The organism is Actinoplanes auranticolor (genome assembly GCF_018332655.1).
Lineage (GTDB): Bacteria > Actinomycetota > Actinomycetes > Mycobacteriales > Micromonosporaceae > Actinoplanes > Actinoplanes auranticolor.
Genome location: NZ_BOQL01000060.1, coordinates 31909 through 50290, shown reverse-complemented (window position 1 = coordinate 50290; position 18382 = coordinate 31909). Strand labels below are relative to the sequence as shown.

The 18382-nt window shown below is 70.1% G+C and carries 13 protein-coding genes and 1 pseudogene; 4 read left to right on the top strand and 10 right to left on the bottom strand.

From position 1 onward, the window contains the following. Positions 1 to 266 precede the first annotated feature (266 nt). Together Aau02nite_RS34490 and Aau02nite_RS34485 are read right to left on the bottom strand one after the other, a co-directional pair. The gene (locus tag Aau02nite_RS34490; RefSeq protein ID WP_212992805.1) at positions 267 to 830 is read right to left on the bottom strand and encodes a TetR/AcrR family transcriptional regulator; all 564 of its coding nucleotides are present in this window, start codon (positions 828 to 830) and stop codon (positions 267 to 269) included. A gap of 9 nt (positions 831 to 839) precedes the next feature. After that, positions 840 to 1373: a hypothetical protein gene (locus Aau02nite_RS34485; protein WP_212992804.1), complete on the bottom strand. Its 534-nt coding sequence runs from the start codon at positions 1371 to 1373 to the stop codon at positions 840 to 842. A 126-nt stretch (positions 1374 to 1499) separates the two neighbouring features. Between Aau02nite_RS34485 and Aau02nite_RS34480 the strand changes: the two genes are divergently transcribed. Beyond that, on the top strand, positions 1500 to 2333 hold the full coding sequence (locus Aau02nite_RS34480; protein ID WP_212992803.1) for a hypothetical protein: 834 nt from the start codon (positions 1500 to 1502) through the stop codon (positions 2331 to 2333). Between the two features lie 41 nt (positions 2334 to 2374). On the opposite strand, the gene Aau02nite_RS34475 is transcribed toward Aau02nite_RS34480, so the two are convergent. Continuing rightward, positions 2375 to 3298, bottom strand: a complete 924-nt coding sequence (locus Aau02nite_RS34475) for a helix-turn-helix domain-containing protein (protein ID WP_212992802.1) — start codon at positions 3296 to 3298, stop codon at positions 2375 to 2377. Between the two features lie 54 nt (positions 3299 to 3352). On the opposite strand from Aau02nite_RS34475, the gene Aau02nite_RS34470 reads away from it, so the two are divergent. After that, on the top strand, positions 3353 to 4198 hold the full coding sequence (locus tag Aau02nite_RS34470) for an RCC1 domain-containing protein (RefSeq protein ID WP_212992801.1): 846 nt from the start codon (positions 3353 to 3355) through the stop codon (positions 4196 to 4198). A 168-nt stretch (positions 4199 to 4366) separates the two neighbouring features. Here Aau02nite_RS34470 and Aau02nite_RS34465 read toward each other — a convergent pair whose 3' ends face one another. Continuing rightward, complete coding sequence (locus Aau02nite_RS34465; RefSeq protein ID WP_212992800.1) at positions 4367 to 4933, bottom strand: hypothetical protein; 567 nt, start codon at positions 4931 to 4933, stop codon at positions 4367 to 4369. 137 nt (positions 4934 to 5070) lie between these two features. On the opposite strand from Aau02nite_RS34465, the gene Aau02nite_RS34460 reads away from it, so the two are divergent. Continuing rightward, complete coding sequence (locus Aau02nite_RS34460; RefSeq protein ID WP_212992799.1) at positions 5071 to 5934, top strand: TIGR03620 family F420-dependent LLM class oxidoreductase; 864 nt, start codon at positions 5071 to 5073, stop codon at positions 5932 to 5934. 77 nt (positions 5935 to 6011) lie between these two features. On the opposite strand, the gene Aau02nite_RS34455 is transcribed toward Aau02nite_RS34460, so the two are convergent. Together Aau02nite_RS34455 and Aau02nite_RS34450 are read right to left on the bottom strand one after the other, a co-directional pair. After that, complete coding sequence (locus tag Aau02nite_RS34455; RefSeq protein ID WP_212992798.1) at positions 6012 to 6557, bottom strand: hypothetical protein; 546 nt, start codon at positions 6555 to 6557, stop codon at positions 6012 to 6014. A gap of 65 nt (positions 6558 to 6622) precedes the next feature. Further along, on the bottom strand, positions 6623 to 12430 hold the full coding sequence (locus tag Aau02nite_RS34450; RefSeq protein ID WP_246595655.1) for a ThuA domain-containing protein: 5808 nt from the start codon (positions 12428 to 12430) through the stop codon (positions 6623 to 6625). A gap of 510 nt (positions 12431 to 12940) precedes the next feature. Between Aau02nite_RS34450 and Aau02nite_RS34445 the strand changes: the two are divergent. Next, positions 12941 to 13126, top strand: a pseudogene (locus tag Aau02nite_RS34445) (NAD(P)-dependent oxidoreductase); the annotation flags it as partial. 36 nt (positions 13127 to 13162) lie between these two features. Here Aau02nite_RS34445 and Aau02nite_RS34440 read toward each other — a convergent pair. From Aau02nite_RS34440 to Aau02nite_RS34425, 4 genes are all read right to left on the bottom strand, one after another. Then, positions 13163 to 14317, bottom strand: a complete 1155-nt coding sequence (locus Aau02nite_RS34440; protein WP_212992797.1) for a sensor histidine kinase — start codon at positions 14315 to 14317, stop codon at positions 13163 to 13165. After that, complete coding sequence (locus Aau02nite_RS34435; RefSeq protein ID WP_212992796.1) at positions 14310 to 15005, bottom strand: response regulator transcription factor; 696 nt, start codon at positions 15003 to 15005, stop codon at positions 14310 to 14312. Before Aau02nite_RS34435 ends, Aau02nite_RS34440 begins: the two co-directional genes overlap by 8 nt. A gap of 58 nt (positions 15006 to 15063) precedes the next feature. Continuing rightward, on the bottom strand, positions 15064 to 15531 hold the full coding sequence (locus Aau02nite_RS34430) for an SDR family NAD(P)-dependent oxidoreductase (protein WP_369076758.1): 468 nt from the start codon (positions 15529 to 15531) through the stop codon (positions 15064 to 15066). Positions 15532 to 15613: 82 nt separating this feature from the next. Further along, complete coding sequence (locus Aau02nite_RS34425; protein WP_212992794.1) at positions 15614 to 17947, bottom strand: beta-L-arabinofuranosidase domain-containing protein; 2334 nt, start codon at positions 17945 to 17947, stop codon at positions 15614 to 15616. Between the last annotated feature and the right edge of the window lie 435 nt (positions 17948 to 18382).

Sequence of the window (18382 nt, the reverse complement as noted above, 5' to 3'; positions counted from 1 at the left end):
CTCGCCGCTTGACGAAACCCATAGGGACACCCCCCGGCCCGGGCGAGTGACAATCGCCTGGTGCAGCAGCGGCTCGATCAGGTGAAACCGGCCGACAGCACCGTCGTGGCGTACACCTCGGCCGGTGCCGGGCTGCCGGGCCGCGGTCGCGCTTGAGAGGGACCTGGCCGGCCTGCTCCGCGCCGCCGGCTTCGCCCGGGTCGACACCGAGCCGTACCGGCTGCACACCCCGTTCAACACCCACATCGCGGGCGTCGCCTTTGCCGCTACTTCTGCGGAGTGTTCCAGAGCCGCCTGAGGAGGATGATCAGCGCTTCCCCCGGGTTTGCGTCCGGCCGGCGCAGAGCCCAGCCGTCGACGGTGCCGATGACGGCCGCGGTCGCCATGGTGATCAGTTCGAGGTCGGGGTGGGTGTCGATCAGGCCGAGGCGCAGGGCGTTGCCGACGAGGTGGTCGATCCACGGACTGCTCTGCTCGCTGAGCGACGCGCCGGCCAGGACCGCCCGGTCGTCGGGATGGTCGCGCAGGTGCGCGAGCAGCCGGTGGGTCCCGGCCGTCACCTGCTCCCACAGCGCTTCCGCGGTGCCGGCCTCGGCCCAGGGACCCAGCGCCGTCAGCGTCCGGCCGGTCACGTCGGCGACGACGGCGGCGAAGAGGTCGTCCTTGCCGTCGAAATAGTGGTAGGCCGTGGTCTTGGAGATCCCCGCGTCGGCGATGATCTGGTTGAACGACGCCTCATGCCGGCCGGCGCGGGCGAAGTGGCTGCGGGCGACGGCGAGGATGGCCGCCCGGGTGCCCGGAGGCAACCGGTCGAAGCGCGGCAGCGGCATCCGGTGAACCTACCGTGTCGCGGCGACGGCCCCGGCGGGCACGCGCCCGGCGGTGAGGCGACGGTTCATGCGTACGGTCATCACCCAGTGCGCCGCCCACAGCAGCCCGGCCAGGATCCCGGCGGCGAAGCCGGAGGCTCCGGGAAACAGCGACACGATCTGCAGGGTGCACCAGCCGTAGCCGACCGCCGACCAGCGCCGTAAGGCGCGGGCCGGGACCCGCGCATCGACGGCCACCGAGGCGGCGATCCGGTGGACGATGAAGAAGTCCTCGACGAAGTTGTACGGGATGGCGAACATCCACCACACCGAGGCGGGCGCAGCGGACCGGGCATCGCGACGCACCAGCACCAGCGTGCGGTGCAGCACCCGGCAGTACAGCGCGACGAGGCCGAAGAATGCGGCCACCACGGCCACGCTCACCGGCAGCGGCTGCCCGGAGATCTCGCCCAGGATGCCGGCGCCCCACTGCGGGGCCCACAACGGACAGCTGATCAGAACTATGACGCCCGTGGTTCCCACAACCTTGACGGCGACTCGCATGCCGGCAGGTTACCAGTGGGGTGTACCGGTGGTACACCCCCGCCCGTACCGGCGGAGATCCGACGCGGCGCTACATTGGCGACCTTCGACCAACGCCGTCACGCCTGGCATCCGCGAAGGAAACTCATGGACTCGTACACCATCACGATCGCCCCGAACGACGACAGCGGTGCTGCCACCAGGCTGGTGGTCGACACCTCCGGCGACCAGGTCCGGATCACCGACGTGCACCTGCACGCCCCGCAGGGACTGTCCAGTGGACACATCCCGACCGTCGATTTCGACCTGCTGCTGCGCGCGGTGACCGGCGGGGGCACGGCATCCGGCGATCAGCGGGTCGCCGCTGCGACCGCGCTCAGCGACGCCGGGAGTGTGCCCGCTCTGGAAGCCGCTGCCGCCACCGCGCCGGCCGAACTGCCGGCGGCCCCCGCGACGCCGAAGGCCCGCACCCGCAAGACCACACCGCCTGTTGAGGCAGCACCGACGCCCCGCACTGCTCGCGCGCGCACCGCCACAGCAGCACCGCAGCGTCCCGCACGTGCGAGCACCGCTAAAGCAGCGCCACAGCGCCCCGCACGTGCGAGCACCGCCGCTGCGGCGCCGCAGCGCCCGGCGCGGGCCGCCGCCACGGCAGCGAAGCGCAGCGCCAAGCAGGCTCCGGCCAAGCAGGCTCCGGCCAAGGCCACCGGGAAAGCCGCCGCGAAGGCGAAGGCCGCACCTGCGCCGGCGCGCAAGCAGGCCGCCACGCGCGACGCGGCCCCGGCCAAGCGCCAGACTCCCGCGAAACGGACCCGAGCCACCACCACCGCGGCCCCCAGCGGACGCGTCTACCGGCGCACCCCCGACGATCTCGCCGCGGTCTTCCAGCAGGTCGAGACTGTGGCCGGCGTCGCCGCGCACTACCAGGTGCCCCGCTACACCGCTCAGGGATGGGTCAACCGGCTACGCGCCACGGCGTAACCAGGCGCCCGCGGCGTCCGCCGACCCCGGCGGACGCCGCGTCATCGCTGCGCTGCTGCTCCTGAGGTGGCGGTCCGTAGCGCCGCGGCCAGCCATTGCAGCTCCTCAGTGGCGTCCGGCGCGCTGCGTTGTCCCCGCACGCGAGCGACCAGTCTGCGATACCGCTCCGCCTCTGCGTCGATCCCCGCCTCCAGAGACGCCAGGACGGCACTCAGGTCGGCGGTGCCGAACATGGCGGAGATCAGCTCCGCCGCCCCGGGCTCATCGGGGTTGACGCCGTCTTCCCTGGCCTGCGCAACGGTGTTGACGACCTGCCGGGCCCACCAGATGGTCGCTCCGGGCGGTGCCGGCTGCCCGGGTGCGGGGGTGTTCAGTTCCAGGAAGGTACGCAGCCGGGCGCGGAAGTCCGGGTCCTGGACCAGTCCGGCCAGTTCGATCCAGGCGTCCACCTGATCGGGGGTGGGCTCGTCGGGCAGGTCGATGCGCAGGTCGCGTACCCGGTCGCGCAGCCTCGGCTCGATGTCGAGGCGGCCGAACACGTCCGCTTTGAAGTCGTCGATGATCTGCATCCGTTCGGTGGCGGAAAGGCGGGCCAGCCGGTTCATCAGTGCTGTCTCCTCGGCGGTGGATCGACGTTTCGACACGGTGGACAGGACAGCCCGGCTCACCTTCAGGGCACGGATCTGCGCGTCGATCGCCGCCACGTGCGTGTCGGCGACCTCGGCGATCGTGCCCCGGCCGTCGAGCACCCGGCGGACGTCGTCGAGCCCGAGACCGAGCTCCCGTAGCGTGCGGACGAGTTCGACGCGGGCCACACTTGCGCCGTCGTAGAGCCGGTAGCCACCGGCCGTTCGGCCCACCGGCGCGATGGCGCCCTCGTTGGACCAGAAGCGCAGGGTGCGTGCGGTCAGGCCCGTGCGGCGCGCGAGCTGGCCGATGGTGAGCAGGTCGCCGTGTCCGTCCATGGATGAATCCTCGACGTTGCAGCCGCTGGAAAGTCAACCGCTTACCGTGTACGGGTGAACAGCTCCCTCATCGCCGCCGGACGACGACACTCGTTGGGGCTGCGGGCCGACGGCAGCGTGGTGGCGGCCGGCACCGGAACCTCAGGTGAGTGTCAGGTCGAGGATTGGGACCGGGTGGTCGCCGTGGCGGCGGGCAACGTGCACACGGCGTCGAACACCGGACGCTCCCACAGCGTCGGCCTGCGCGCGGACGGCACGGTGCTGGCCACGGGCTGGAACGGTGACGGGCAATGCGATGTCGGGTCGTGGCGCGACGTGACGCTGGTCGCCGCGGGCTGGCGCCGCACCTTGGGACTGGCCGGTGACGGCACCGTGCTGGCTGCCGGCCGGCTCCGCGAGGGAGCAGCCGACGTGGGCCCATGGCGGGAGATCGTCGGGTTGGCCTGCGGTGACTGGCATTCGGTGGGCCTCCGAGCCGACGGCACCACCGTCGCCGTGGGCAACGACCGCCGCGGTCAGTGCGCGGTCGACCCCTGGCGGGACGTCACGGACGTCGCCGCCGGCTATCTCCACACCGTCGGGCTCATCCAGGACGGACGCGTTCTCGCCGTCGGGGATCAATCGGCGGGCGCCTGCGATGTCGCCGCCTGGGAGGACGTTGTCGCAGTCGCCGCCGGCAGCTACCACACCGTCGCCGTCACCGAAGCCGGCTGGGTCGTGGCCGTCGGCAGCAACAACGCCGGCCAGTGCGACGTAACCGACTGGCGCGAGATCGTCGCGGTGGCAGCCGGATCCACCCACACTCTCGGACTACGCACGGACGGAACAGTCGTCGCCACCGGAAACAACGGACACGGCCAATGCGACACCACCGGCTGGAAGGCGATCCGGGTTCCCTGAAACGGCATGACTCCCGTCAGCGTCGAGTCCGGCGCGAGACGATCCGCGCCACCGCGATCTACCACGTGGCGTAGGAGAGAACCAGGATCCGATCCGGCCAGCCGATCGCAGTGTCCGGGCCGAGGCCGTCGTCCGAATTCCGAAGGTCGTCGGTTCAAGGTGGAGGCTTCATTCCAGGGCCGACTCCTCGTCGTGCCCGGGCCCCACCGCGCCGCTTTGCTGTGTCGCCCGGCGCATTTTTCGGGGCTCGCTGAGGCGACTCTCTTTCTGGCCGTTCGCGCAGCAGGTGTCGGCGCAGTGGTACCGCTCCGCGCGATCAACGAGGTACTGGAGGTTCGGCCGCCCCTGCAGGATGTACGGGCGGGTGGGATCCGGCTCCATCCCGAATCCGTGCTTGAGCAGCTGGAGGCGGGGGTGCCAGAATCGCAGCACCCATCTGCGCGGCACGATCCATTGCCGGGACATCATGCCGAGCTGGTCGAAGACGGCGAGGGATCTGACCATCAGATACTCCTCGTCGGAATCACGCGGTGGCACCTCACCCGTCGCGATCGCCCGGTACACCAACAGCCGGCCGCGCTGCAATTCGCCGTTGAGCATCACGTTCTGCATCGCGACGAAACTGTTCGTCCGTAAGTTCCGGAGGTTGATCAGAGCAGTCGAGAGTGACACCAGGATTGCCAGCAGAGCGATCAGGAGACTGAGCATGTCTTTGTTCGCGCCGACCCAGGCCATGGCAATGATCCTTCCGCGCAGCACACCGTAATTGCGAGGGTATAGCCACCCATCAATTCCACTGTTTTGAGCGGACGGCTCACGTTCACCGTCCGCCCCGTGGTACCGCGTCGGCCGGCGGATCGTATTGTTCGGGTATGGCCCCAAGACTCATCAGTGTGTGGCAACCGTTCTTCCTCCAGGCCGAGAGCCCGGCGGCAGCCGTCGCAGCCGCGGTCCAGCTGGAAGACCTCGGTTACTCCCGGATCTGGTTCTCCGCCGGCTTCGGCCAGGACGTCCCCTCGCGCTTCCGCGAGATCCTCGACGGGACCGAGCGCATCGGTGTCGCCCCGGGAATCGTGAGCATCTGGCACTCGTCGCCGGCTGCGGTCGCTGCGTTCGCCCAGGACGCGCAGCGGGCCCACCCCGGGCGGTTCCTTCTCGGTCTCGGCGCCAGCCACGCCGTGCTGGTCGAAGGCAACGGCACCGACTACCGCAAGCCGTACTCGAAGATGGTGGCGTACCTCGACGCCCTCGACGCGGCGGGACTCGGTGCCGAGCAGCGGATCCTGGCCGCCCTCGGCCCCCGGATGCTGGACCTTTCCCGCGACCGTTCGGTCGGCGCGCACCCGTACTTCACCCCGGCCGAGCACACCGCCGAGGCCCGCGCGGCGCTCGGACCCGACCGGTTGCTCGTCCCCGAGGTCGCGGTGGTCGTCGAGGCCGACCCCGTGGCGGCGCGGGCAACCGCCCGGCAGTACACAGCCGGGTATCTCTCCCTGCCGAACTACACCAACAATCTGCGCCGCTTCGGCTGGACCGACGAGGACTTCGCCGACGGCGGCAGCGACCGCCTGGTCGACGCCCTCATCCCCTGGGGTACGCCCGAGCAGGTAGCCGCCGGCCTCGACAAGCACTTCCAGGCCGGCGCGGACGAGGTGGCGATCCAGGTCCTCAACGGAGGCGACGCCACAACCTTCCCCGGCGAGGAGTTCCGTGCCCTGGCCGCGGTCCTGATCTGACCGGTCGGTGCCCTGCGCCATCTCGGGGGTGTGCCGGTGAACAGGCTGACCTCCCTATCAGGACGAACAACGGCGGATCAGACCCGGGCATCGCGCCGGCGCACCCTCAGCCACACCATCGCGGCGATCGTCGCGACACCGAGGATGCCGAGCACGCCGAGCACGACCGGCGACCACCACGACGAGGGTGTGCGCTGCAGGGACCCGTCCCGCTTCGCTGCCGTGACCGGCGCCACCTGCGCCGGAGCCGACTGGGCCGCTCGGGCCCGCACGTCGACGGTCACCTTGCCGGCGTACGGCTTCGGCGCACGGACCGTCACCCGCCACTTTCCGGGGGCCAGGATCGGGCCGGTGGTGTAGAAACCCTGGCCCTCGCCGGCCGGTGCGAGTTGCACCGGCCCGACAGCCCGTCCACCGTCGGCGGTGGCGGTGAGGACCAGCCGGACCAGCGTGTCCAGCCGGTGCCCGTCGGCATGGCGGGCCTGCACGGTGATGCCGGTGGCGCCGTCGCCGGCGACCTCCAGTTTGAGTTTTCCGTTGTGCGCCCACGCCGGGCCGGCCGCCGGCAGGATCGCCAGCAACAGTCCGGCCAGGACGGCGGCTGCTCCACGGGTACGACGCATCAAGCTGTTCCTTCCTGCGCGACGGACGGCCCCGTCCCCTGGGTGGCGGGACGGGGCCGCTGTCGTCAGAGCGGGCGGTCCGGGGAGATCCGGGTGGGGTCCTCGGCGAGTCGGCCGGCACCGGTGAGCGGCTTGCCGTCGTTCGCCCGTACCCCGGCCCGGCCGGCGGTGCCGCCGAGCCGCTCGGTCATCGCGTCGGCGTCGCGGAGCAGGGTGTCCCGCACGTCGGTGTCAGTGACCAGAGCAGCATCGGTGACGAGCGTCCTGAAGGTGGCCAGCTGCCGCACTGCCCGCTCGTCCTCGCCGGCTGCCTCCGAGGCCCGGGCCGCGTCCAGTCTGGTGGACAGCTGCCGATGTGCCTTGGTGGAGAGCCGTCCGGTCGCCTTGAACCGGTCCAGCAGGTTCTGCATGTCCCGGAACGAGGTGGTGACGAAGAACCTGACCGTCGTCGAGGTGCTGTTGTCCGCCTTGTCGGTCGCGGTCACGGTCAGCTCGTGCAGGCCGAGCGGCAGCTCGTACAGCGCCTGGAGGGAACCGCTGGTGTACGGCCGCCCGTTGAGCGTGCCCGTGGTGGTCTCGATGCCGGAGGTCGGGTCGACCGCCTGCCACGAGGTCCGGATGTCCTGGCTGTCGCCGTACAGCTGGCCGTTGGCCAACCCGGAGACCAGCAGGGTCGGCTTGGTGCCGTCGATCCGTACGACCCCCGACTTGAGCGTCTCGGCGTTGCCGGCCTTGTCCCTGGCCCGGTAGAGCAGCTCGTGCTCGCCGTCCCCGGTCACGTCCACCGGTGCGGTGTACGGCGTCCAGGCGCCACCGTCCAGCGACCACTCCAGCAGTCCCACCCCGGAACCGGCGTCCACCGATTTCAGCACCACCGGGACGGTGCCGTCGTGCCAGCCGTTGTCGTTGGCCGGGGCGAACTGGGCCGAGGTGACCGGAGCCGTACTGTCGATCTTGATCGTGACCGACTTCGCCTGCTCCGTGTTGCCGGCCGAGTCGGTCGAGCGGAAGCGCACCTCGTGGGTGCCGTCACCACCGACCGGCACGCCGGCGGTGTACGCGGTCCAGGCGGTGGCGTCGTCGAGCTGGTACTCGGTGCCCGCCACCCCGCTGCCACCGGTCTCGTCGTCCGCGGTCAGGGTGACCGTGACGTTTCCGGTGTACCAGCCCTCGACCGGGGTGCCGGACACCTTGGCGCTGGTCACCGGCGCGGTCGTGTCGGCGTCCTCGGCACTGATCCGGAAGTAGTCGAACTCGACGGTCTTCGAGGCGGTCTGGGCGGCTCCGAGGCTGTACAGCCCCACCTTCGGGGTGGCCCCGACGGCGGCGTTGGTCAGCGGCGCGAACGTCGTCCATTCCGTGCCGTCGGCCGAGTACGCGGCGGTGTAGGTCGTGCCGACCCGGGCCAGCCGCAGATGCCACACCGCCGAGGTCAGACTGCCGGCCTGCGGTTGCGGGTCCTGCACCGCGGCGCCGATCTCGCTGCGGAACTCGATCCGCCGGCTGACCGGCTGGCCCGCGGCGTTGTCGGCGACGAAGTCGAGCTTGACGTAGTTGTCGTCGTCGCCGTACACCAGCAGACCGGCCTGCTGGTACTGCTCGTCCAGGAGGCTGCCGTCGACCTTGGTCTGCAGGGTCCAGTCGCCGGCCGGCGCCGCCTGCAGGACGAAGTTCGTCGGCCCGGTGTTGTTGCCGGTGTAGATGTCGCCGTTCGGTACGTCGATGCGCAGGGCTCCGTCGGCGACCCGGTAGGTCGCCGGGTCCTCCCGGACGATCGCGTTCCACCGGCACTTGTCCAGCGCGGCGCCGGTGAACTCGTCCGACGGAGCGATCGGTTCCGCCGGGGCGTCCGGCGTGAACTGGAACCAGTCGAACGCCGCGTCCACCACCGGCGCCGTCGTGCCTCCGTTGAGGGCGAAGACCCCGACACGCGGGTTCTCGATGGCGGCCAGGGCGGCGGACCGGCCGACCGGGGTGAAGGTCCGGCCGTCGGCGGAAGCCTCCGCGGTCAGGTTCGTCCCGTCACTGGTCAGCCGCAGGTACACCACATCGCCGGCGGGCGCCGCGGTGCTGTCGCCGCTCTCGTTGCGGGGGCTCGCGGCGGTCTCCCGGATGAACTCCACCGTCCGTGCGCCGTTGTAGAGCAGGTCGAGCTTGGCGTAGTTGTCGTCGTCGCCGTACACGATCAGACCGGCCTGTTGGTAGGTCTCGGTGATCGGCACGGTGAGCTTGGTGGTGGCCTGCCAGGCACCACCGGGCGCGGGTTGCAGGACCAGGTTGGTGGCGTCGTTGCGGGTGCCGTAGAGGTCGCCCGCGGCGGTGGGCAGCCGTAGCGTGCCGTCGGCGACCGAGTAGAGCTGGTTCTCCCGGACCACCGTCCAGCGGTCCCGCTCCAGCGCGCTGCCGAGGAAGTCGTCCGACCGGGCCCCGAAGCACGAGGTGTTCGGCGCTTCGACCTTGACTGGCACGTTGGCGTACGACTTGGCGCCGCGGCTGTCGGTGACGGTCAGGGTGGCGGTGAAGGTGCCGGGCACCCGGTACGTGTGACTGGCGTCCAGGGTGGTCGCCGTGCCGCCGTCGCCGAAGTCCCAGGCGTACGTCAGCGGGGTGTCGCCCTCGGCGTCGGTGGCCGTACCGTCGAACGCGACGGTGACCGGCGCGGTGCCGGCTGCCGGGGTCGCGACCGCGCTGACCTTCGGCGGTGCGTTCTCGGTGACGCCCCGGCCCAGGAAGTCCAGCCAGTTCACGTTGAACAGCGACCCCGTCCCGGCGGCCGGGTCCCGGGCGACGAAGAACAGGGAGCCGGCGTTGGTGCCGGTGACCGGCGCGGTGACGTCGACCCAGGTCTGCCAGCCGCCGGTGCCCGGCACCTCGACCGTGGCGACCAGCGGGCCGTCGGCGGCGTCGGCGCGTACCTCGATCCGGCCGCCGGCGGCCGCCGACGCGACCCGGAAGCGGATCGAATCGATGCCGGTCAGGCTGGCCGGGTCCAGCGACCACCAGTCACCGTCCTCGATGAAGCCGATGTTCTGGCCGCCGCCGGCCGGGTCGCTGCCGGTCTCGCGGCCCACGCCCGGGTCGCCACCGCCGACGCCGCCGGGCACCCGGCCGGTGCCGGTGTAGTACTCGGCCTGCTTGCGTTTGGGCTGCAACCGCTCGATCGCCCGCCCGGTGAGTGGGCCGGCACTGCCCGAGCCGCCGTCGTCGGTGTAGGTGGCCTCGAAGACGGCGAAGACGTTGGCCTCCGCGCCGTGCCCGGAGGCGAGGGTGGTCTGCACGGTGCCGGTGCAGCCGGTGTGCTGCTCCAGCGGGTGGGCGTGCTCGTCGTGGCCGAGGAGCACCTGCAACCGCACCCGGTCGCAGTCGATCTCGCCGTCCTCCGGGTCGGTGACCTTGATCGTGTACCGGACCTGGTCACCCCACTCGAAGAAGCCGCCGTCGGGCGGGAACTCGATGCTCACCGTCGGGGCGGTGTTGCCGGCCGTCACCGGGACGTTCGCCACCGCGCTGCGCCCCTTGGGGTTGGTGACGGTCAGCTGCGCGGTGTAGTCGCCCGCCGCGGCGTAGGTGTGGGTGGGGTTGGCCTCGGTCGAGGTCGCGCCGTCGCCGAACGTCCAGGCGTAGGTCAGCGCGCCGCCGTCGGGATCGCGGGATCCCGCGCTGGAGAACCGTACGGTCAACGGGGCCGTCCCGGAGGTCGGGGTGGCGGCGGCCGCGGCGATCGGTGCCCGGTCACCGGCGATGTAGTCGATCCGGTAGATGCCGGAGTCGTCGTTGTTGCCGCCGAAGCCGGTGCCCCACTCGATCATGTACATCGCGCCGTCCGGGCCGAACTCGAAGTCCATCGGACGGATGAATTTCATCCCGGACAGCAACTGGTTGATGTCGACCAGGGACCGGCCGTCGGCGGTCACCTGCATGGTGTACATCTTCGACTGGTTCCACTCGCCCAGCAGCGCCTTGCCGTCGTAGTAGGCGGGCCACTTGCGCGCGGAGTTCAGGTCGGCGTCGTAGCGGTAGACCGGGCCGCCCATCGGGGCGCCGCCACCGCCGATCTCCGGGAAGCGGGGGTTGCCGCTGTAGTCGTAGTCGACGGTGGCGCTGACGGCCGGCGGCAGCGTGGTGAGGCCGGTGTTGTTGGGCGAGTTGTTCACCGGCGCCGCGCAGTTGAACTTCGCCCCGCTCGGGCCGGACGGGAACTGGTAGTCGTTGTAGGCGTAGTTCGCGCCGATGCAGTACGGCCAGCCGAAGTTGCCCGGGGCGGAGACGATGTTCCACTCCACGGTCCCCTCCGGACCGCGGTCGGGATTGGTGGCACCGGCGTCCGGCCCGTAGTCGGCGACGTAGAGGGTGTTGGTGGCCGGGTCGACGCCGATGCGGAACGGGTTGCGGAAGCCCATCGCGTAGATCTCCGGGCGGGTCTGCGCGGTGCCCGCCGGAAAGAGGTTCCCCGCCGGGACCGAGTACGACCCGTCGTCCTCCGGGTGGATCCGCAGCACCTTGCCCCGCAGGTCGTTGGTGTTGCCGGAGCTGCGCTGGGCGTCGTAGTCCTGCCGGCCGGAACGCTCGTCGATCGGGGTGAAGGCGTCCGACTCGAACGGGTTGGTGTTGTCGCCGGTGGCCAGGTAGAGGTTGCCGGCGTTGTCGAAGGTCATGCTCCCGCCGGCGTGGCAGCAGGTGTTGCGCTGGGTGGTGACCTGCAGGACGACCTTCTCGGTGGCCGGGTCGATGGTGTCGCCGGTGACGGTGAACCGGGACAACAGGTTGCGGGCCACGCCGTCGTTGCGGGCGTAGTAGAGGTAGACCCAGCCGTTGTCGGCGAAGTCCGGGTCGAGCCGGATGCCGATCAGGCCGTCCTCGTTGCCGGTGAAGACGTCCAGGTCGACCGCGGTCACCGTGGTGCCGGTGGCGGGCTTGATGATCCGTACCCGGCCGTCGCGCTCGACGTAGAACACCCGGCCGTCGTCGGCGATGTCCAGCTCCATCGGGTTGCTGGTGTTGCTGTCCAGGGTGATCTTCTCGAAGCTCTCGGTCAGCGAGGCGCCGCAGTCGGCGTCCAGCTGCCCGGCCGCGGTCTGAATGCCGCCCAGCAGGTGGGCGAGGAACGCCGGATCGGCGTACGACTCGATCGTGTGGCCGCCGCCGGTGTACCAGGCCCGTCCGCCGTCGTAGTCCTGGCACCACGCGGTCGGGTGGTCGGCACCCATCGCACCGGCACCCGCGGTGTAGCTGGTCTCGTCGAGGCTGGCCAGCACGTGCACGTCACCGCGGGGGTTGGACCGGAAGTTGTACCACTCGTCGAAACGCGACCAGCGCTCCGGCAGCTCGGCCGTGGACGGGTGGGCGTGGTCCTCCACCTTCACGGTTGCCTGCTGGTTGGCGGGGTGGCTGGCGAAGTACGCGCCGACCAGCTCGCCGTACCAGGGCCAGCTGTACTCGGTGTCGGAGGCGGCGTGGATGCCGGCGTACCCGCCGCCGGCCCGGATGTAGCGCTCGAAGGCCGCCTGCTGGGCGGGGTCGAGGACGTCTCCGGTGGTGGACAGCCAGATCACCGCGCGATACTTGGCCAGGTTGGCGTCGGTGAAGGCGGCACCGTCCTCGGTGGCGTCAACGGTGAAGCCGTTGTCGGCGCCGAGCTGCTTGATGGCGGCGATGCCGGCCGGGATGGCGTCGTGCCGGAAGCCGGCGGTCCTGGAGAAGACCAGGACGGAGTACGGCTCCGGGGCGGCCGCGGCCCGGGCCGCCGCGGGCTGTGGGCCTTCGGCGGCGGCCTGGGCCGGCGTGCCACTGAGAACGGTCACCAGCATGGTGAACGCGAGCAGGGCAGCGGTGAACAGGATTCTTCCGGGGTTAACACGGCGTGGACGGGACACGTGTCTCTCCTTGTCCTGGGTGGACAGCGTTCTCACGCCACAACCCGCGCATCGAAATCTGGTGACTTACTGTGCACATTGAGCCGGCGACCAGGTCGGCTTCCACGAGATCCGGGTCGTTCACGGCGGCGATGGGCGCGCCGAACGCGTCGACCCGAGTCTGGTCGGACCGGGCGTGGTGGCGGGCATCATGCCCGCGGGAGGGGCGCCACTTCGCCGCTCCGGGCCACTGCTCTGCAATGATCGCTCCTCCACGCCGGGCAGATCACACGCTGGTCGTGAGCGGCGTGCGTGCACCCGCGATCGAACGGTACCTATATCTCGATCGGGTGGCGGCCCTTGGAGCGGTCCGTTGTCGCGCCCAGCGGACAAGGACAAGCGCAGAAAACTGTTACGGTCGGTGTCCTGATCTGGTCGCTGGACGGCCGGGGGTGAGGCCGGGCAGGTCCGCGAACGCGCGTATATGCGGCGTCGGACACAAGACCCCGATCGTCGATTCCACCCTTCTCGCGCTGCGCCGACGCGCACGACTACCGGCCGCACGAGGTACGCGGCCGAGAACTACGCGACCTGACCGTCGGAGTCATCGGAACGAGGCGGATCGGCGCGGCGGTCATCGACCGGCTCCGGGGTTTCGGCCCCCGGATCCTCGCCCACGACAATCGCCCGAAGACCGCGGTGGAGCACGCCGCCCTCGCATGAGCCGTACCCGGAACGTGGTTGATTTCCCGGTCACCGACTCGCGCCGGCTGACCCCTTTGGCCCGGCGTTGACGACCGCGGGGAGCCGGACCGTGACGCGCAGGCCGCCGCCCGGGCGAGGGGTCAGGGTGAGCGTTCCGTCGTGGGCCTGGACGATGCTCCTGACGATGGCCAGGCCGAGGCCGACCCCGGCGTGACCGTCGTGGACCCGGGCGGTGCCGCGCTGGAACGGCTCGGCGATCGTCGAGACGACCTGCGCGGTGAGCTGCTCGCCGGTATTCTCCACCGTGAGCACCACAGCCCCGGGCTGGACCGTGGTCGTGACCCGGACCGTGCCCCGGTCGGGCCCGTTGTGCACGATCGCGTTGTGCACCAGGTTCGTGGTCATCTGCAGCAGGAGCGGCCGGGATCCGACGGTGGGGGCGATGTCGCCGGAGGTCTCGATGCTCAGGCCGCCCTTCTCCGCGAGCGGCAGGAGCGTTTCGGTGGCGTCCTCGGCCAGCAGCGACAGATCGACGTGTTCCCGGGTGAAGGACCGCTGGTCGGCCCGGCTGAGCAGCAGCAACGCCTCGGTGAGGTCGATCGCCCGGGTGTTGACCAGGCGCAGGCGTTCGACGAGGGCGCCGGTGTCGCGGTTCAGGTCGTTGCGCGCCACGTCCAGCAGGGTCTGGGTGATGGCCAGCGGGGTGCGCAGCTCGTGGGAGGCGTTGGCGGCGAATCTGCGCTGCTCGGCGACGTGGGCTTCGAGCTGGGCCAGCATGGCGTCGAAGGCGTCGGCGAGCTCGCGGAACTCGTCGCTGCGGCCCTCCAGCTGAATGCGCTGGGAGAGCGATCCCTGCGCGGCCAGGCGGGTGGCTCTGGTGATCCGGCTCAGCGGCGCGAGCATGCTGCCGGCCAGGATCCACCCGCCCAGCAGCCCGAACATCAGCAGGCACATCAGCACCAGCGCGGCCCAGGGGGTGAAGGCGCGCACCAGGTCCGCACGATCGGGTACGAAAGGACCGGGCCGCGGGCCGCTGCCCGGGGTGCGGGGCACGTCGAAGCCGGAGAGTTCGATCACCTCGGGTACGTACCGCAGCAGGAACACCCACACCGTGGCGAGCAGCAGGCCGCCCGCGAGCATGAGGAACCCTGCGTAGCTGAGGGTGAGTTTGAAACGGACGCTCAGCCCGGGCGCCCTATCCACGGTCCCCTCCGGCCCGTCCGGTGCCGGGCGCTGTGTCGATGCGGTAGCCGACGCCGGCCACGGTGGCGATGATCCAGGGCTCGCCGAGGCGCTTGCGCAGCGCCGAGACGGTGATCCGCACAGCGTTGGTGAACGGGTCGGCGTTGATGTCCCACGCCCGGTCCAGGAGCTCCTCCGCGCTGACGACACCCCCCTCGGCCGCCACGAGCACCTCCAGCACGGCGAACTGCTTCCTGGTCAGTGCGACGTACCGGCCGTCCCGGAAGACCTCGCGGCGGAACGGGTCCACCCGCAGGCCCGCGATTTCCCGTACGGGTGGCCGGATGTGTGCGCGCCGGCGGTCGAGCGCACGCAGCCGCAGCACCAGTTCCCGCAGCTCGAACGGCTTGGTGAGGTAGTCGTCGGCGCCCAGCTCGAACCCGGAGGCCTTGTCGTCGAGCCGGTCGGCCGCGGTGAGCATGAGGATCGGCATGCCGCTGCCGGAGGCGACGATGCGGGCGGCGATCTCGTCACCGGTGGGCCCGGGGATGTCGCGGTCGAGCACGGCGATGTCGTAGGCGTTGACGCTCAGCAGCTCCAGAGCGGTGTCACCGTCGCCCGCTATGTCGGCCGCGATCGCTTCCAGGCGTAACCCGTCCCGGATGGCCTCGGCCATGTAGGGCTCGTCCTCGGCAACCAGCACACGCATGGTGTGGATGCTACGAGCCGGCGCATATCGTCGGCGTACCGAAAACCCCACACATGCCTCAGAAGGGCAGGTCCCCGTTCTCGTCCTGGAACGTTCCGGTGGGGCCGTCGGCGCCGAGCGTGGCCAGCCGCACGACGATCCTCGCGCTCTCCTCCACCGGCCGGCCGATGCCGAAGGCGGCGGTCATGTCGGTGGCGGTGGTGCCCGGCTCGAGGGCGTTGAACTTGATCCCCGGATGCAGCTTGGCGTACTGCACGGTGAGCATGGCGGCTGCCGACTTGGACGCCGCGTAGAGGGCGAGCGGCATGGCGGATTCCGGCCGTTCGGGATTGGTCACCGCCCAGAAGGACCCCATGCTGCTCGACACGGTGACCACCGTGGGATTCGAGGATTTGCGCAGCAGGGGCAGGGCCGGCCGGCGCCGGGGGTCGCGAACCGTGGCGAATGCGGCGGCATACCGGGGGCCCGCCGCCGCCAACCGGGACGGCAGCTCCGTCGCCGAACGGTGACGTAGGCGAATCCACACTCGTCGCACCGGTCCACGTCGAGCTGAGCAGCGCCCGACGACACCGCGAGTGTGGTCTCGTAGTGTCGTCGGGCGCTTCGCCTCAGCTGACCTGGACCAGGCGCCAGTTGTTCTTCGCGCTGCCGTTGTCGGTGAACTGCACCGCCTGAGTACCCAACGTACTGGAACCGTTCAGGATCGCCAGGACCTTGCCACTGTTGACATTGCGAATACGGAACGAGCCGTCACTGTTGGCCACCAACGTCCAACGATGATCCGCGGTACCGGTGTCACCCCACTGCAACACCCGAGCATTGTCAGCAGTCGACATGTTCTCCACTCCCAGCACCTTGCCACTGTGGGCGTTCCGGAACCGCACATTCGACCCGTCAGCGATCCGCACCCAGTTGTGGTCGGCCGTACCCGAATCACTCCACACCACGGCCAGACCACCGTCAGCGGTCGACATGTTCTGCACACCCAGCACCAGACCGGTACTGACGTTGACCAGCTTGTAGGTGTTCCCCGTCGGCGTGGTGGTGCCGTTGGTGTTCCAGTAGACGTTGTAGTTGAAGCCCTGGGCGTCATGGAACGGGCCGATGTTCACCGTGGAGCCGTTCGCCGACGCGGTGAACGCGAGGCTGCTGGTGCTGGTCCGGGTGATCGACGAGACGGTCAGCGACGGCGCCGCGGACAAGGCGGTGTTGCCGTAGTTGCCGGAGAGCACGGCGGGCCCGTACGTGATGGCCTGGAGGTTGGCGTTGTCGTTCGCGGCCTTCATGATCACACGCATCGGCAGTTTCACCGTGATCGTGTCGCCGGCCGCCCAGGTCCGGGTGACGGTCGCGTAGCTGCCCGGCGTCGCGGTGACATTCTGCACCGTGCCGTTGACGCTGATCACCGGGCCGGTGGTCCAGGACGGGATACGGAACCGGATGCCCCACGAGCCGCTCACCGTGCCGGACAGCGTCAGCGTGGTGGTGTCACTGACCGGGTACGTCGTGGACTGGGTGACCGTGATCCCGCGCTGGGACCAGGTGAGCACGGACGGCACGTACAGGTTCACCGTCAGGGTGGTGCCGTTGTAGAAGTAGATCGAGTCCATCAGCTTGGTGTTGGTCTCGATACCGGTGCCCTGGCAGCACCAGAAGCTGTTGTAGTCGGTGGACCAGGTGCCGCCGCCCCACGCCGGGCCGACGCCCCGCCGCCCACCCGGCTTGAGCGGGGTGAAGTACGTGATGTGGCCGTGGCTGTCGGCCGGGTTCTGCGCGCCGATCAGATGGTTGAGCAGCGCCGTCTCGTAGTAGTCGAAGTAGGCCGCCCGGTCCGGGTTGAGCTGCCAGAGCTCGCGCGTGAGCTTCAGCATGTTGTAGGTGTTGCAGTGCTCGCAGGTGTCGTTGGCCAGGTATCCGGCGATGGCGTTCGGCGGACGGAAGTGCTCGGCCTGACTGTTGCCGCCGATCACGTACGTGTGCGCGCCGACGATCATGTTCCACACGTTGCTCGCGATGTCGCGGTACCGGGTGTTGCCGGTCGCCTTGTACTCGCGGGCCGCCCCCACCCACTTCGGCAGGTTGGTGTTGGCGTGCTTGCCGTTGAGCTCGTCGCGGTTCGCCGCGAGCGGGTCGAAGATCGCCGCGTGGTCGAAGCGCTGCGCCACAGTCAGCCATCGCGAGTCGCCGGTCTGCTGGTAGAGGTCGGTCAGCACCTCGTTCATGCCACCGAATTCGGTCCGCAGGACCGTCTGCATCTGGCTGTAGCTCAGCCGGGCGGTGCGCCAGTCGACCCAGCCGGCGAACTTCAGCAGGACGTCCTTGGCCTGGGTGCTGCCGATGTACCGCCAGACGTCGAGCAGCCCGGCCAGGGTCTTGTGGATGCAGTAGTACGACACGGCAATGGGCGTGCCCGCTTCGACCGCGTTGATGTCGGACTCCGGGAAGCCGGACAGGTAACCGGTGTTGAACCCGGCGGCACCGTTGTTCGCCTGGCACTTGGCCAGCTCGGCGACCATGTAGGTGGCCTTGTCCCGGCACGTGGTGTCGCCCAGCACGGCGTAGGCCTGCGCCCAGGCGGTGAGGAAGTGCCCCTGCATGTGGGAGCGGAAGGGGAAGTTCGGAGCGTCCCAGCCGCCGTTGGTCGCGGCTCCGTTGGTGGAGAGCCGGTGGTTGGCCCGGAAGTTGTAGAGCATCCGGTCCACGTCGATGAAGCGCAGGTAGTTCAGCGTGCGGTTCTGATTGTCCTGGAACCGGCCCGCGGTCAGCCGCACCTGGCCCAGGTCGAACGGGTATGCCGACACACCGATGTCGGCACGGGCTGGCGGAACCACCGCCGCACCGGCCGGTCTGGGCAGGACGGCACCGGCGCCGCCGGCGGCAGCCAGCGCGCCGACACCGGCGGCCTGCAGCAGGTGGCGGCGACTCAGGGATGAGGAGGGCATGGGCGGACTCCAACACACTGGGGGAAGACGGGAATGCCGGAGCGGAGCCGACCGCTCTCGCTGGTCCGGCCCCGATCGCTCCTGGCGAAGTCGGTCAGGTGAACGGTAACAACCGCGTCTGGCATGTTACGGCGGCCGATCACGAACACTCAAGAAAACGTCCTCGTCCGGTTTCCCAAGCGATGGTCTTGCCCGCTGCACGGGACGCCATCCCGGCACATCGGTGCAGGTGGCAACGGTAGGTCGGGCGTCGTTACGCTTTTTCGACGAGGCGTTTTCAGGAATGGTGAAAAGCGAATAGGTAAACGGTTTCCAGATCGACCCCCGTCACAACCTCGCGACCGGCGCCTTCCGAGCGCCCCCTCCAGCTCCTCCCGGCCGGCGAGGCGCCCGGATGACCCCACCGGCCGAAACTTCCGGTCTCGCCTCAGCTGC

Excerpts from the sequence above, each read along its gene's own strand:
- Aau02nite_RS34490 (WP_212992805.1), bottom strand. The coding sequence starts at position 830 with ATGCCGCTGCCGCGCTTCGACCGGTTGCCTCCGGGCACCCGGGCGGCC.
- Aau02nite_RS34485 (WP_212992804.1), bottom strand. The coding sequence starts at position 1,373 with ATGCGAGTCGCCGTCAAGGTTGTGGGAACCACGGGCGTCATAGTTCTG.
- Aau02nite_RS34480 (WP_212992803.1), top strand. The coding sequence starts at position 1,500 with ATGGACTCGTACACCATCACGATCGCCCCGAACGACGACAGCGGTGCT.
- Aau02nite_RS34475 (WP_212992802.1), bottom strand. The coding sequence starts at position 3,298 with ATGGACGGACACGGCGACCTGCTCACCATCGGCCAGCTCGCGCGCCGC.
- Aau02nite_RS34465 (WP_212992800.1), bottom strand. The coding sequence starts at position 4,933 with ATGGCCTGGGTCGGCGCGAACAAAGACATGCTCAGTCTCCTGATCGCT.
- Aau02nite_RS34460 (WP_212992799.1), top strand. The coding sequence starts at position 5,071 with ATGGCCCCAAGACTCATCAGTGTGTGGCAACCGTTCTTCCTCCAGGCC.
- Aau02nite_RS34455 (WP_212992798.1), bottom strand. The coding sequence starts at position 6,557 with ATGCGTCGTACCCGTGGAGCAGCCGCCGTCCTGGCCGGACTGTTGCTG.
- Aau02nite_RS34435 (WP_212992796.1), bottom strand. The coding sequence starts at position 15,005 with ATGCGTGTGCTGGTTGCCGAGGACGAGCCCTACATGGCCGAGGCCATC.
- Aau02nite_RS34425 (WP_212992794.1), bottom strand. The coding sequence starts at position 17,947 with ATGCCCTCCTCATCCCTGAGTCGCCGCCACCTGCTGCAGGCCGCCGGT.